Annotated in this window: 14 protein-coding genes; 8 read left to right on the forward strand and 6 right to left on the reverse strand. The window is 43.6% G+C overall.

Going from position 1 to position 13,706, the window contains the following annotated elements; translation table 11 throughout:
* The first annotated feature begins 17 nt into the window (after positions 1-17).
* From L4C32_RS11815 to L4C32_RS11825, 3 genes are all read left to right on the forward strand, one after another.
* Positions 18-995, forward strand: coding sequence for an ABC transporter permease (locus L4C32_RS11815; RefSeq protein WP_428197079.1), 978 nt, complete (start codon positions 18-20; stop codon positions 993-995).
* 2 nt (positions 996-997) lie between these two features.
* Complete coding sequence (locus tag L4C32_RS11820) at positions 998-1,942, forward strand: ABC transporter permease (RefSeq protein WP_428197080.1); 945 nt, start codon at positions 998-1,000, stop codon at positions 1,940-1,942.
* Positions 1,943-2,088: 146 nt separating this feature from the next.
* The gene (locus tag L4C32_RS11825) at positions 2,089-3,132 is read left to right on the forward strand and encodes an SPOR domain-containing protein (protein ID WP_428197081.1); all 1,044 of its coding nucleotides are present in this window, start codon (positions 2,089-2,091) and stop codon (positions 3,130-3,132) included.
* A 71-nt stretch (positions 3,133-3,203) separates the two neighbouring features.
* Here the strand turns inward: L4C32_RS11825 and gorA are convergent, their stop codons facing one another.
* Complete coding sequence (gene gorA, locus L4C32_RS11830) at positions 3,204-4,559, reverse strand: glutathione-disulfide reductase (protein WP_428197082.1); 1,356 nt, start codon at positions 4,557-4,559, stop codon at positions 3,204-3,206.
* A 56-nt stretch (positions 4,560-4,615) separates the two neighbouring features.
* The gene (locus L4C32_RS11835; RefSeq protein WP_428197083.1) at positions 4,616-5,455 is read right to left on the reverse strand and encodes a 23S rRNA (adenine(2030)-N(6))-methyltransferase RlmJ; all 840 of its coding nucleotides are present in this window, start codon (positions 5,453-5,455) and stop codon (positions 4,616-4,618) included.
* Between the two features lie 151 nt (positions 5,456-5,606).
* Between L4C32_RS11835 and prlC the strand changes: the two genes are divergently transcribed.
* Positions 5,607-7,649: an oligopeptidase A gene (gene prlC / locus L4C32_RS11840; protein ID WP_428197084.1), complete on the forward strand. Its 2,043-nt coding sequence runs from the start codon at positions 5,607-5,609 to the stop codon at positions 7,647-7,649.
* Positions 7,650-7,725: 76 nt separating this feature from the next.
* On the opposite strand, the gene asnC is transcribed toward prlC, so the two are convergent.
* A complete protein-coding gene (gene asnC, locus L4C32_RS11845) occupies positions 7,726-8,187 on the reverse strand; it encodes a transcriptional regulator AsnC (protein ID WP_428197085.1) in 462 nt (153 codons plus the stop codon).
* A gap of 160 nt (positions 8,188-8,347) precedes the next feature.
* Between asnC and L4C32_RS11850 the strand changes: the two genes are divergently transcribed.
* Positions 8,348-9,127 (forward strand): class I SAM-dependent methyltransferase, encoded by a 780-nt coding sequence (locus L4C32_RS11850; protein WP_428197086.1) that lies wholly within the window; start codon positions 8,348-8,350, stop codon positions 9,125-9,127.
* 18 nt (positions 9,128-9,145) lie between these two features.
* Here the strand turns inward: L4C32_RS11850 and L4C32_RS11855 are convergent, their stop codons facing one another.
* Both L4C32_RS11855 and L4C32_RS11860 read right to left on the reverse strand, forming a co-directional pair.
* Positions 9,146-10,009 (reverse strand): carboxylate/amino acid/amine transporter, encoded by an 864-nt coding sequence (locus tag L4C32_RS11855; RefSeq protein WP_428197087.1) that lies wholly within the window; start codon positions 10,007-10,009, stop codon positions 9,146-9,148.
* Positions 10,010-10,097: 88 nt separating this feature from the next.
* Positions 10,098-10,520 carry a universal stress protein gene (locus L4C32_RS11860; protein WP_428197088.1) on the reverse strand — a complete coding sequence of 141 codons (423 nt, stop codon included), beginning with the start codon at positions 10,518-10,520 and terminating at the stop codon, positions 10,098-10,100.
* A 160-nt stretch (positions 10,521-10,680) separates the two neighbouring features.
* Here L4C32_RS11860 and ftnA point away from each other — a divergent pair, with 160 nt between their 5' ends.
* The 3 genes from ftnA to L4C32_RS11875 all read left to right on the forward strand — a co-directional run bounded on the left by ftnA (position 10,681) and on the right by L4C32_RS11875 (position 12,871).
* Positions 10,681-11,205: a non-heme ferritin gene (gene ftnA / locus L4C32_RS11865; protein WP_428197089.1), complete on the forward strand. Its 525-nt coding sequence runs from the start codon at positions 10,681-10,683 to the stop codon at positions 11,203-11,205.
* A gap of 70 nt (positions 11,206-11,275) precedes the next feature.
* A complete protein-coding gene (uspB, locus tag L4C32_RS11870; RefSeq protein WP_428197090.1) occupies positions 11,276-11,614 on the forward strand; it encodes a universal stress protein UspB in 339 nt (112 codons plus the stop codon).
* Between the two features lie 69 nt (positions 11,615-11,683).
* Positions 11,684-12,871, forward strand: coding sequence for a BaiN/RdsA family NAD(P)/FAD-dependent oxidoreductase (locus L4C32_RS11875; RefSeq protein WP_428197091.1), 1,188 nt, complete (start codon positions 11,684-11,686; stop codon positions 12,869-12,871).
* A 95-nt stretch (positions 12,872-12,966) separates the two neighbouring features.
* On the opposite strand, the gene L4C32_RS11880 is transcribed toward L4C32_RS11875, so the two are convergent.
* On the reverse strand, positions 12,967-13,599 hold the full coding sequence (locus L4C32_RS11880; RefSeq protein WP_428197092.1) for a hypothetical protein: 633 nt from the start codon (positions 13,597-13,599) through the stop codon (positions 12,967-12,969).
* Positions 13,600-13,706: the final 107 nt, after the last annotated feature.

A 13,706-nucleotide genomic window follows, 5' to 3' on the forward strand; every position in this document is an offset into this window, starting at 1 on the left:
GTTTTGGGAGACAAGGAATGTTTACGTTTCTGGTCAAGCGCCTGTTTCAGGCACTGATAGTGATGTTTGTGATCAGTTTGGTGGCTTTTGCTATCCAAGATAACCTAGGTGACCCGTTGCGTGAGTTAGTAGGCCAATCTGTTTCTGAGGAGGAGCGTCAAACTCTTCGTGATGAACTGGGTCTCAATGATCCCTACATGACTAAATACAGTCGATTTATTACCAATGCGGTTCAAGGCGATCTTGGCACCTCATATTTCTTTAAAAGACCTGCGGTTGAAGTTATCTTTGACAAACTAGAGGCGACATTAGAACTCGTTTTTGGTGCGGCTCTTATTATCGTTTTTGTCTCTATACCTCTAGGGGTTTACTCTGCCATACACCCAAACAGTACCTGTACAAAAGTCATCATGGCATTGAGTAGTGTCGGTATCTCAGTTCCGGTATTTTTAACCGCCATTTTGCTGATGTACCTATTCTCGATTGAGCTTAACTGGCTGCCTTCATACGGACGTGGCGAAACGGTTAATGTCTTAGGTTGGGAAACAGGATTTCTCACTAAAGACGGATTATTGCACTTAATTCTTCCATGTGTCTCTTTAGCATCCATTATGCTGCCTCTGTTTATTCGTTTAGTTCGTTCTGAAATGTTAGAAGCGTTGAGCTCTGAATACGTTAAATTCGCAACGGCTAAAGGCATTGCGATGAACAAAATCTACTATCAACATGCGCTTAAAAACACCATGCTGCCTGTGATTACGGTCGGTGGGGTTCAAATTGGTACTATGGTAGCTTATACCATTTTGACTGAAACTGTTTTTCAGTGGCCTGGTACCGGTTTTCTATTTTTAGAAGCCATCAACCGTGTCGATACGCCATTAATCACCGCTTATGTAATTTTTGTTGGATTAATTTTTGTAGTAACAAATACCATTGTTGATCTGTTATATGGCTTGATTAACCCAACAGTTAATCTAACTGGTAAAGGAGCGTAAGCATGAATACGATAACCTCTTCACACGTTCCTACTCGTTGGGAAAGCATTAAAAATTCTGACATTGTTTACTATTTCTTAAAAGACAAAGTCGCGATGTTTAGTCTGGCTGTCTTTTTAACTTTTTTCTTTGCTGCTGTGCTAGCACCAGTGATCTCACCTACGAACCCATACGATCTCACGTCGATAGATATTATGGATTCGGAGCTTCCACCATCATGGATGGAAGAGGGTGATAGCCGATTCGTACTTGGAACAGATGATCAAGGACGTGATATTTTTTCAACGATTCTGTACGGTTCACGACTCTCGCTTACTATTGGTTTCTTAGCGGTTGCTGTGCAGTTACTATTAGGCATAGTGATCGGTCTGTCAGCTGGTTACTTTGGTGGACGTGTTGATAGCTTCTTGATGCGATTTGCCGATGTTCAGTTGTCGTTCTCTACCATGATGGTTGCGATCATTGTTTCTGCCATCTTTAAAGCCAGTTTTGGCAGTGAGTTCTTCAGTGAGTATGCGGTCATTATGCTGGTGGTGATCATCGGTATTGCAGAGTGGCCACAATACGCTCGTACTATCCGTGCATCAGTATTAGCCGAGAAGAAAAAAGAGTATGTAGAAGCGGCTCAGGTGATGGGATTTAAAGCGGGACGAATTATGTTCAGGCATATCCTCCCTAACTGTTTGTCACCAATACTGGTTATCTCAACGGTGCAGGTGGCGAATGCCATTATGTCGGAAGCCGCCCTTTCTTTCTTAGGCTTGGGTTTGCCGGTTGATCAGCCTTCTCTTGGCGCTTTGATTAGCATTGGTTTTAAATATATATTTTCAGGCGCTTGGTGGATTACCGCTTTCCCTGGCATTGTATTGGTTACCCTAGTCTTGGTAATTAACCTGCTTGGTGATTGGCTAAGAGATGTATTTAATCCTAAAATCTATAAAGGTTAATTGGGGTAAGATTCACATAAACACTAAATTGCCCATTATTATGGGCAATTTTTTTATTTAAATATCAAAATCTCTCACTTTTGATCTAAGATGAGTAGTCGATTGTTATTCATCTATTTTAAATAGATCCATATAAGAACTCTCATATGACTCAGATAAAAAAAACGCTTGTCACTGCTTTTATTACTCATAGCTTACTGGCCGCATCTCTGCTAGTCAGCAGCACTGTCTCAGCGAATAGCAGCCAACTCGTTCCTCCTTGCGAAACCGCAGAAACCACAAACAATGGCATATCACTGCTCTCATCGGAGTGCCCTATTGGTAATGGCCTATGGGCGAAAATGAAACCAAAACATGAAAACAGTGATTTTTGGCTACAATGTGGCGTGTATCGAAAAGGCGTGAGCAGTAAAAATTTAGCTCGTATTCAATTACGAGTGTCTGAAAAGGTCAGTGTGAAGCTAACATCAAAAGGTCATCAACGCTGTTTAGTTGGGCCTTATAAAGCGTATGAGAATGCGGTGGGTGATATGACCGCACTGCGAAAAAACAGAATATTCAAAGATTCATTCATCCGTGAAGTGAAGCTGAGTGATGTGATTGTCATCGAACCACAAGCTAAGAGTGTTGCTGCTGAGGCCACTGTTGCTGCTGTGGTAGTGAAACCAGAGCCAACGATTGTTGCCCCTGCATCTACAGAAGTTCAACCTGAACCTCAAGCAAAGGCTGAGACTGAGGTTGTGGCGAGTGTTGAAGCGGTTGCCGTTGTTGCCGAGACTGAAGTGGTTGAAGTGGTTGAAGTTATCCCGGTAGTGGAAGAGACCGAAGTGATGGAAGAGAAAGCAGTGGAAACCGTGAGTAATATGGAAGTGCGCCGACAGGCCGTGATTGATGGAAGAACGTATTTAGTACCTTTTGTCTCAGGAGAGAAGGAGCGTACTTATATGGAGCACGAACTTCCTTGGAGCCGAGAGGATTTTTTATCCGCTGCTAAAATCTGCCAATCATTCGATATGGCACTGGTGACAACTGAGCAGTGGAGAACGTTACGCGACTCTAAAAGAATGGAAAAAGAGAGTTGGCCATTACAGTTACCTTATTGGGGCGAAAACGAGCAAGGCATGTTTATGGATGGTCAGGCGACTAAGCTAAAAAGTGCCGCTCTACTGAATGTAGTGTGTGTTAAATAAAATAACGCTCACAATAAAAAAGGGTCACTTCATCAGATGAAGTGACCCTTTTTAATGCGTTAAGCAAATGCTTATCTCATGGTAACAAACTCTTCGGAGCCCGTTGGGTGGATAGCCACTACGCTGTCAAAGTCAGCTTTTGTCGCACCCATTTTCATTGCAACGGCAAAACCTTGAATCATCTCATCCACGGTAAATCCAATACCGTGAAGGCCGACTACTTTCTCATCTTCTCCTGCACAAACCAGTTTCATTTGGCATGGCTGACGATGTTTGGTTACCGCTGTGTACATAGCTGCAAAACCCGAGGTATAGACCTTAACGTTCGCCTTACCATATTGTGCAACGGCTTCAGGTTCAGTTAAACCGATAGTACCGATTGGTGGGTGGCTGAAGACGACAGTAGGAACGAGGTCGTAATCCATCTTAGCATTGGTCTGGTTGTTAAACAGACGCTCAGAGAGCAGACGAGCTGCTTTAACAGCAACCGGTGTGAGTTCAATGCCGCCTTCCATGATATCACCGACACAGTAGATGCCTTTCACGTTAGTCTCTTGGTACGGGTCCACTTTGATGAAGCCTTTATCGTTGGTCGCAACTCCCGTAACACCTAGGTTAATCGCATCAGTCGCTGGATGACGACCAATTGCCCAGATCAGCGTATCTACATTTTGGGTGTAACCATTTTCAAAGTGCAAGGTTAAGCTCTCATCCGACTCTTTAACCACTTTGGTTGGAATAGAGTGAGTATGAAGTTTAGGCCCTTCCGCTTCCATTACCTCCACCAAGGTTTTAATGATCAGTGGATCAAAACTGCGCAATGGAGACTCTTTACGTACAAAAAGGTGGGTCTCTGTGCCAAGGGCATTCAATACACCTGCAATTTCAACAGCAATATAACCTGCGCCGACAACAGCAACGCGTTTAGGTTGATCGACAATATCGAAGAAGCCGTTTGAGTCGATACCATGTTCAGCACCTGGAATGTTTGGAATGGTTGGACGGCCACCTACAGCAATCAGGATATGATCAGCCGTATAGTGCTCACCATTCACTTCAACGGTTTTTTCATCAACAAATGTAGCAAAACCGCGAATTACGTTTACTTTGTTGTTACCAAGAACTCGGTCATAGGATTGGTGAATACGTCCAATATAGGCTTGACGGCTCTCGACCATTTTTGCCCAACTAAAACTTTTCACATCAACGTCGAAGCCATAATCTTCCGCATACAGATTCATTGCATCTGCAACCTGTGCACCGTGCCACATTACTTTTTTAGGGACACAACCTACATTGACACAGGTTCCGCCTAAGTCTTGTGCTTCAATCAGTGCGACTTTTGCACCGTGCATGGCTGCACGATTCGCTGAAGCAATGCCGCCACTGCCGCCGCCGATACAGATATAATCAAAATGCGTTGTCATGTGTTTCTCCACTGTTTTTATTTTCGTATTTTATCTTTAAATGATCTGGGGGTTAATTATTCAGGAACAACCCACTCAATCTTAATATGTCCGCTTTTTGGTGCAATCGCCTGCTGCAAAAATGGAAGAATAGCCTGCATTTGGCTCTCCAATTTCCACGGAGGATTAATCACTATCATACCCGATGCCGTCATTCCGCGTTCAGTAGTATCAGGAGAGACACCCAACTCTATTTGTAAGATTTTGCGAATCCCCGCTTTTTTAAGACCATTGATCATGTCACTGCTGTCAAATCGATTTACCACCGGATACCAAATGGCATAGATACCTGTTTCCCAGCGCTTGTGACTCTCTTTAATTGCGTTGACTACATCGCGATACTCTTTGGCTAGCTCATAAGGGGGATCAATCAGCACTAAGCCTCTGCGCTCTTTAGGTGGCATGCTTGCTTTCAATTTTTCGAAAGCGTCTTCTTTGTACATACGAACTTGGCGATCGCCTCTAAACTCTTGCAGTAGCAGAGGGAAATCTGTTGGGTGCAGTTCAGTTAGTACCATGCGGTCTTGATCGCGAAGTTGAGCGCGGCCAACACGGGGTGAACCTGGGTAGTAGCGCAGCTCTCCATCACTGTTTAGCTCTTTTACGGCGTTGAGGTAACTTAACATCTCTTCAGGGAGGTTATTTTGTTGCCACAACTTGGCAATGCCTTGCTTAAATTCACCCGTTTTTTCAGACCATTCATGGGTGAGATCGTAACGACCAACGCCAGAGTGGGTGTCGTGGTAAACAAAGGGAGTATCCTTCTGCTTTAAGGCATCAAGAATCAAGCTTTGTACAATATGTTTAACGACATCGGCGTGGTTGCCAGCATGGAAGCTGTGACGATAACTAAGCATGGGTGAACTCTTTTAAAAAATATTTCGCTTATTATGGCTTATTGTATGAATGGATGCAGCATATCAATGTAAGATGAGGATTGAAAAACATCTTCTTCGCCTATATCTATGATTAATCAGTCTCTCGCTCTCGATATACAAGGAACCGATCATGTCGAACCCATTGTTGACCTTTACCGATTTACCGCCATTCTCACAGATACAACCACAACATATTCAACCAGCAGTAGAACAGGCTATTGCTGAGTGCCGTGCAAAAATTGAAGAGGTGCTCGCGAGTGATCTTGACGCAAGCTGGGAGACCCTCTGCGCGCCATTAACAGAGACAGATGACAAGTTGAGTCGTATCTGGTCGCCAATTGGTCACTTAAATGGTGTGCTTAATAGTCCAGAGCTACGTGAAGCGTATGAAGCGTGTTTACCATTGCTATCAGAATACGGCACATGGGTAGGGCAACATAAAGGCTTGTATGACGCGTATAAAGCGATCAAGCAGAGTGCTGAGTTTGACTCTTTAAACCAAGCTCAAAAGAAAACCATTACCGATGCGCTACGTGATTTTGAACTGTCCGGTATTGCGCTCCCTGCTGATCAGCAGAAGCGTTATGGTGACATCAGTAAGCGTCAATCTGAGTTGGGTTCGTCTTACAGCAATAATGTACTCGATGCGACGATGGGCTGGACCAAGCACATTACTGACGAAGCCGATTTGTCTGGAATGCCAGAGTCAGCAATCGCAGGGGCTAAAGCCGCAGCGGAAGATAAAGAGCTAGAAGGGTACTTGCTAACATTAGAGATACCATCATACCTACCTGTGATGACCTACTGCGATAATCAAGAGCTACGCAAAGAGCTGTATGAAGCCTTTGTTACTCGAGCTTCTGATCGCGGCCCGAATGCGGGTAAGTGGGACAACACTGATATCATGAACGAGTCATTAAAACTGCGTCATGAGATCGCTCGTTTACTTGGTTTTAGTTCATTCAGTGAAAAGTCATTGGCCACTAAAATGGCAGAAACACCCGAGCAAGTATTGGGTTTCTTAAATGATTTAGCGGTTAAAGCCAAACCACAAGGTGAACGTGAAGTTGCAGAGCTAAAAGCCTTTGCGAAACAAGAGTGTGGTGTTGACGATCTGAACCTTTGGGATATCCCTTATTACTCTGAGAAACTAAAACAGAAACTGTATCAAATTTCTGACGAAGAGCTACGCCCATACTTCCCTGAAGAGCGTGCCATTTCTGGCTTGTTTGAAGTATTAAATCGCCTGTTTGGTATGAGTGTGAAAGAGCGTAGCGGAGTCGACGTTTGGCATGAGTCTGTCCGCTTCTTTGATATTTTTGATGGCACGGGAACCCTTCGTGGCAGCTTCTATTTTGATCTCTATGCGCGTGAACACAAACGTGGCGGTGCTTGGATGGATGAGTGCCGAGTACGACGCACTACGATTGATGGTGAACTACAAACCCCAGTGGCCTACCTAACGTGCAACTTCAACAAACCTGTAGGCGACAAACCTGCTCTATTTACTCATGATGAATTAGTGACTCTGTTCCATGAATTTGGTCACGGTATTCACCACATGTTGACTCAAATTGATGTGGCATCAGTCTCTGGCATTAACGGCGTTCCTTGGGATGCGGTAGAGCTGCCAAGCCAGTTCCTCGAAAACTGGTGTTTTGAAGAGGAGGCTCTGGCCTTTATTTCTGGGCACTATGAAACAGGCGAGCCACTACCCAAAGAGATGTTGGATAAGATGTTAGCCGCGCAGAACTTCCAGTCTGCGATGTTTATTCTGCGTCAGTTAGAGTTTGGTCTGTTTGATTTCACGCTACACACAAATTACGATCCTGAGGTCGGCGCACAAGTGTTAGAGACCTTAGCGGAAGTGAAAGCGAAAGTGGCTGTGTTACCTGGCCTTGAGTGGAGCCGTTTCTCTCATGCGTTTAGCCATATCTTTGCGGGTGGATATAGTGCGGGTTATTACAGCTATTTATGGGCTGAAGTACTTTCTGCCGATGCGTTTTCTCGTTTTGAGGAGGAGGGCATCTTTAATAAAGAGACAGGTCAATCTTTCTTGAACAACATCTTAGAGATGGGCGGCAGTGAAGAGCCAATGACGTTATTTAAACGCTTTAGAGGCCGAGAGCCGCAGATTGATGCGATGTTACGTCATCGTGGTGTTGTGAGCTAGTAGAGCCACAAATAAGATACCAAGTAGAGCAAAGCCAACGAGAAATCGTTGGCTTTTTCGCTTTTCGTCGCTAAGGTTAAGGGTTAACGTTACGGCTAATGGGGTTCTGAAGTGATATCAAGGTTTCAGTAGATTGCACCTCTTCAATAGACTGCAATTTATCAATCAACACAAACTGCAACTCTTCAATGGATTTGCACATCAGCTTAACGAAGATATTATAAGCACCTGTGGTGTAATAGGCTTCAACCACTTCATCAAGGGCATCCAATTTTGCGATGGCCGAATGATAATCTCGAGCGGCATAGAGATTAATACCGATAAAACAGCAGACATCGTAACCCAAGGACTTTGGATTCACGATCACTTCAGTACGTTCTATAATGTTGGCGGCACGCATCTTTTCGATTCGAACATGAACCGTTGCGGGGCTGACATCAAATCGCTTTGCTAACTCTGCATATGGGGTACGAGCGTTATCCATTAAGGCTTTTAAGATTTCACGATCCAGATCGTCGATACGAGATTGATTGTTCATTAAGAGAAATTATCCTTATGGTCGGCTGAGAGTAGAGTCACAGAGGCCTTACAGTATGATAAAAACTGCTTTTTGTCATCGATGGACGTCCCATGGCCAGAGAATCATGGTTATAATAGGGCCAATATTACTACCTCACTCTCGTCTTGTCGGAGATTCAATGCAGTTAAGCCTTATTTGTGAAGCCAGTGAACGTCAAACAGAGTTAGCGGCTGTTGCTGAACGATGGGGGTTAACACACAGTGATGAGAGTCAATTTTCCTTAGTGTTAACGGCGCAGCGATTAGAGCTGAGGAAGCTAGATGAGCCGAAACTAGGTGCAATCTTTGTTGATCTTGCTGGTGGCGCAGTGGCTCATCGCCGAAAGTTTGGCGGTGGTAAAGGCCAAGCGATAGCCAAAGCGGTTGGGCTGAACAAAGGGGCGACGCCAACGGTGCTAGATGGTACTGCAGGGCTCGGACGAGATGCTTTTGTGTTAGCGTCGCTAGGTTGCAAAGTGCAGATGGTTGAAAGGCATCCTGTGGTTGCCGCGTTATTGGATGATGGATTAGAGCGAGCCAAAACAGACGTTGAAATTGGCGACTGGGTGACCGCGCGTATGTCGCTAATACATGCATCAAGTCATGATGCATTAAGTCGTTTGGTGAATGACCCAGAGTTTGACTCTCCGGATGTAGTGTATCTTGATCCTATGTACCCTCATCCTGAAAATAAGAAAAAATCAGCTTTAGTCAAAAAGGAGATGAGAGTGTTTCAATCTTTAGTGGGAGCGGATCTTGATGCTGATGCACTGCTGACTCCGGCATTAGCATTAGCCAGTAAGCGGGTGGTCGTCAAACGCCCTGATTACGCTCCATGGTTAGCCGAGCAGAAACCGAGCATGGCGATTGAAACCAAAAAAAACCGCTTTGATGTCTATGTCAAAGCGGCCATGAGTTAGTGCTTACTTACTCTGTATCTATCTTTTTACTTTTGACTTAACCCATGTTTCATTAAACCAGAGAGAGAAAAGAATGATGCTGCCGCCAATGACTAAGCGCGGAATATCCACCTCTCGGTTCCAAATCAGAATATTAACCAGTAACCCGGCAGGAACCAGTGCATTGTTCATTGCCGCCAGTGCTCCGGCATTGACTAAACAAGCTCCTTTATTCCATAAAAAGTAACCTAACCCAGAAGCGATCAAACCTAAGTACGTTAGGATGCCCCATTGCAGGTTAGTGGTTGGTAACTTGTCCATATTGCCAAACAGTAAAAATGCGGCAGAGGCCACAACAAAGGCACCAATATAAAACAGACCGAAAACAGTATGCTGAGGCAGTTGTTTAGACTCCTTCTCCATAATGAATTTGTAGCTGACTTGGCCGATGGCGAAGCAGAGGTTAGCCCCTTGAACAACTAAGAATCCTGTCAGGAAATCTTCATTAACATTGGCGTATTTCATTACCGCAGCGCCGGCTACTGCAATAATAGCGGTCACTAAATACCAAGGAGTGAATCGACCTTTAAGAAGATCGTAGATAATGGTGATGTAGATAGGGGTAAAGATCGTGAACATCAATACTTCTGGCACAGACAACAGTAAGAAGGACTGATAATAGAAACAGTACATTAAACCGAGCTGAACTCCCCCAATAGCCATCAGCTTTAGGGCGAGTGATTTATTGATATTTTTAAGCTTTAGGAAAGGTAAAAAAACGATTGCAGCAAGAGCAACACGCATTAATACCGAAAACCAAGCGTCAACTTGGCCAGCTAAATAAACACCAATTAAACTGAATGAAAAAGCCCATAAAAGGGTTACTGCAGATAAATAAGCCATACTTTGTTCTTTTTAAAGAAATATTTGTCTGCAGTGTACCTCAGTTGTTCTGCTTTAAAAACGGAAAAACAGTAAGGGTATCGCTCTGTTATTTAATTGGGATCACCAACACATCAACAGGTGCTGAGTTAATTAATTGCGAGCTAGATGATAAAAATTTACTCCAAAAATCATGATGGTGGCCACAAACCACCAGGTCAACCTCCATACTCACAGTGGCTTCACTCAACTCATCGCCAAGATCGCCGCTGCTGACTAACGCACGGGTAATTGGGAAATTAGCGTCATCCACCATTTTTTGTAAGGCTGAATGAGCCTCTTCGGTGGCGCGATTTTGAGTTTCCGCTAAGTTGATATCAATAAGGCCGGTATATAGCTCAGCATAATTAATATCAATATGGATAAGTGAGACTTTCGCTTGTAGTGGTGTTGCTAATGCCACGGCTCTTTCAACGAGCACTTTACTGTCTTCAGATAGATCAACGGCAACTAAAATATGCTTATAACACATGGTATGGCTCCTTGAAGGGGTAAAATAACGTTCTTGCCTATAAGATTAGCACTTCAATAATAGAAATCATGGAAGCTTGATCGCAATAATTTCAAACCGTTTTTGTGGTATAGTCCCACAGTTATTTATGCATCTTAAAGATAGTAAGGGAGTTTTTTTAATGCTTGCTCAAGAAATGGTTATTGAACTTAACAAACAAATTAATCTAGAGTTTTTCTCATCTAATCTATACTTACAGATGAGTGCTTGGTGTGAAGACAAAGGTTTTGAAGGAGCGGCTGAGTTTTTAAGAACTCACGCGACGGAAGAGATTGAACATATGCAGCGTCTTTTCACCTATGTAAGCGAAACGGGCTCAATGCCAATTTTAGGTGCGATTGATGCACCAGAACATGAATTTGACAGTTTAGGTGACGTTTTTCGTAAAACCTATGAGCATGAGCAGATGATTACAGCTCAAATCAATAAACTGGCTCATGTTGCGTTTACCACTCAAGACTACTCAACGTTCAATTTTCTACAATGGTATGTGTCTGAACAACACGAAGAAGAAAAACTGTTCAAAGGCATTTTAGATAAAATTGAGCTTGTTGGTGAAGATGGTAAAGCGCTGTTCTTTATCGATAAAGACTTAAAAGAGATGGCAACATCTGGTTCTACGTCGATTATGGATGTAACTGCTTAACGTGCAATATAACGATCATCATTGATTATCACTTAAGCGGTTTACTCCTAGCGATGTTAAGGAGAGAGTGATGGTTAGTGGTGACACAATACTATTTACGTTAATTCTGGTGTCGGGCATTAATGTTGCCCGATACATTAGCACCCTTCGTACCTTGCTTGTCGTGATGCGAGAAGCTCATCCGTTGCTATATCAGCAAGTTGATGGCCGAGGTTTTTTTACTAGCCATGGCAACGTATCTAAACAAGTTCGTCTGTTTCACTATCTTCGTTACAACGAACATCTGCATCATCATGACCCCATATTTGTGACGAAATGCTCCAAAGTGAAGCGACTATTTGTGCTGACAAGTGCATTGATTTTACTCACTATTGTTATGTTATTTGCAGTGTTGGCTTTTAACTTATAACTATTGTCTTGGCTCGACTGTCTGTGCTAGGTAGAATGCAGCGGTAATTGACAGTCAGTAGAGTAAAAAATGACAACAGAGTTTGATGTAGTAATTATTGGTGCAGGCGCAGCAGGCTTGATGTGTGCAGCAGAAGCAGGCAAACGAGGCCGTAAGGTGTTGGTTGTCGACAGTGGCAAGAAACCTGGACGTAAGATTCTTATCTCTGGGGGAGGTCGCTGTAACTTCACAAACTACGATGTTGAAGCCAATAATTTCGTCTGTCAAAACCCTCATTTCGTTAAATCAGCCCTCTCTCAATATACTCAATGGGACTTCATTTCGCTCGTTTCTAAGCATGAGATTGCGTATGAAGAGCGCCTGCATGGTCAACTTTTTTGTGAAAATTCAGCCAAACAAATCGTTGAGATGCTAATGAGTGAATGCGATTTACCCTCTGTTTCTCATCGATATCGCTGTGAAGTCGGAGTGATTAAAAAAGAGGGTGCAGGCTTCAATTTGCAACTGGATAATGACATGGTGCACTGCCAGTCACTGGTGGTGGCTACGGGGGGATTGTCCATGCCAAAGCTGGGTGCCACTCCCTTTGGATATCAAATCGCGCAGCAGTTTGGTTTGAATGTGATCTCAACAACGGCTGGTTTGGTCCCTTTTACCCTACATAAAGCTGATAAAGAGAGCTTTGAAGCGCTTTCTGGCATTGCTATCCCTGTCACTATCGAAACCGAAAATGGTACCAGCTTCAAAGAGAGCTTGCTGTTTACCCATCGAGGTTTGTCAGGTCCTGTGGTACTGCAGATCTCCTCTTACTGGACACCTGGTGAGAAAGTCACGGTCGATCTACTACCAGACAGGGATCTGCTGGAAATCTTGACTCTTCAGCGGGAACAACACCCCAATCAGAGCCTGAAAAACACCCTTGCAAAGCTGTTACCAAAGCGTCTGATTGAAGCGTTGATTGAGCGTAAAGATCTGGATGATAAACCATTAAAACAGCTTAACCCCAAAGATATCTCAGCCATTGCTGACTATTTCCACCAGTGGAAGATTACGCCCAATGGCACTGAAGGCTACCGAACAGCCGAGGTTACTTTGGGCGGTGTAGATACCAACGAGCTCTCTTCAAAAACCATGGAAGCGAAAAAAGTGGCGGGCCTCTATTTTGTGGGTGAAGTGATGGACGTCAGCGGTTGGTTGGGAGGGTATAACTTCCAATGGGCCTGGAGCTCTGGTTTTGTTGCGGGTGTGAATGCATAACAGGTCAGGCAAATTGAACGTAACATTATAGAAAGCAGTAATTGGAATCAAAAAAATACGAATTGCTGCTCATTACCTTCCTACTCTTTATGTTGTTACTTCCTATCAATACAGCAATAGATGGAGCGCTCTGCTTCATGAGCAAATCGTGTGACGTTCGCAATATTAAGTAGACGCAGTTCAGTTGATAAATCCTTTTTGCTAAAGGTTCTTGTTTCTCGTAGATAGAAAATTTTCTGTACTTTTTTGTGGGTTGGGTCAAGCAGTTGGTCTACTCCCTCTTGTGAGAAGCGTTTAGTGGAGACATGGAACGTAATACTCATCTCATCAAAAGATTTCACGCGGTGAATGACAAAGGGAAATTCATCCGGAGCCTTGACCATCTGCATATCAAACACGTCCATGGGGTAGTAATCCCCAATAACCGGTGAGGCGACTCTTTCTAACGAGAGTGATTGCGGAATCGCCTCTCTAGGTAGATAGCTAAATACAATGGCTAGCAGCGTAAATAATCCCAAGGTGAACTTCCATTGTAGGTTTATCAGGCAGAGAAAAATCCCGATAAAACCCACTGAAACGATTAGCCATTGAGACAAATCATAGAAAAACCAATGATAAGCGGAGAATGAGGCAAGCAATAGTAAGGGGCCAGCCAAGAGCAATAAGTAATTCCATATAGTATTTATCAGTGACTCTTTGTGATCTTGGTTACTGTCTGATGCTGTCATTATATTTCCCTTAATGAAAACGTTAAGTAGATGTTATTAGTTAGTTATCTGTTTATCAATGAGAAAGTTTGATGCGAGTAATCAGCTTGTGATATATAAATAAAACG

Origin of the sequence: Aliivibrio kagoshimensis, from assembly GCF_050337105.1 — a bacterium.
In the GTDB taxonomy this organism is placed as follows: domain Bacteria; phylum Pseudomonadota; class Gammaproteobacteria; order Enterobacterales; family Vibrionaceae; genus Aliivibrio_A; species Aliivibrio_A kagoshimensis.

Bases quoted from the DNA above. Each gene is read 5' to 3' on its own strand.
- L4C32_RS11815 (WP_428197079.1), top strand. From the start codon at position 18: ATGTTTACGTTTCTGGTCAAGCGCCTGTTTCAGGCACTGATAGTGATG.
- L4C32_RS11820 (WP_428197080.1), top strand. From the start codon at position 998: ATGAATACGATAACCTCTTCACACGTTCCTACTCGTTGGGAAAGCATT.
- L4C32_RS11825 (WP_428197081.1), top strand. From the start codon at position 2,089: ATGACTCAGATAAAAAAAACGCTTGTCACTGCTTTTATTACTCATAGC.
- gorA (WP_428197082.1), bottom strand. From the start codon at position 4,559: ATGACAACGCATTTTGATTATATCTGTATCGGCGGCGGCAGTGGCGGC.
- L4C32_RS11835 (WP_428197083.1), bottom strand. From the start codon at position 5,455: ATGCTTAGTTATCGTCACAGCTTCCATGCTGGCAACCACGCCGATGTC.
- prlC (WP_428197084.1), top strand. From the start codon at position 5,607: ATGTCGAACCCATTGTTGACCTTTACCGATTTACCGCCATTCTCACAG.
- asnC (WP_428197085.1), bottom strand. From the start codon at position 8,187: ATGAACAATCAATCTCGTATCGACGATCTGGATCGTGAAATCTTAAAA.
- L4C32_RS11850 (WP_428197086.1), top strand. From the start codon at position 8,348: ATGCAGTTAAGCCTTATTTGTGAAGCCAGTGAACGTCAAACAGAGTTA.
- L4C32_RS11855 (WP_428197087.1), bottom strand. From the start codon at position 10,009: ATGGCTTATTTATCTGCAGTAACCCTTTTATGGGCTTTTTCATTCAGT.
- L4C32_RS11860 (WP_428197088.1), bottom strand. From the start codon at position 10,520: ATGTGTTATAAGCATATTTTAGTTGCCGTTGATCTATCTGAAGACAGT.
- ftnA (WP_428197089.1), top strand. From the start codon at position 10,681: ATGCTTGCTCAAGAAATGGTTATTGAACTTAACAAACAAATTAATCTA.
- uspB (WP_428197090.1), top strand. From the start codon at position 11,276: ATGGTTAGTGGTGACACAATACTATTTACGTTAATTCTGGTGTCGGGC.
- L4C32_RS11875 (WP_428197091.1), top strand. From the start codon at position 11,684: ATGACAACAGAGTTTGATGTAGTAATTATTGGTGCAGGCGCAGCAGGC.
- L4C32_RS11880 (WP_428197092.1), bottom strand. From the start codon at position 13,599: ATGACAGCATCAGACAGTAACCAAGATCACAAAGAGTCACTGATAAAT.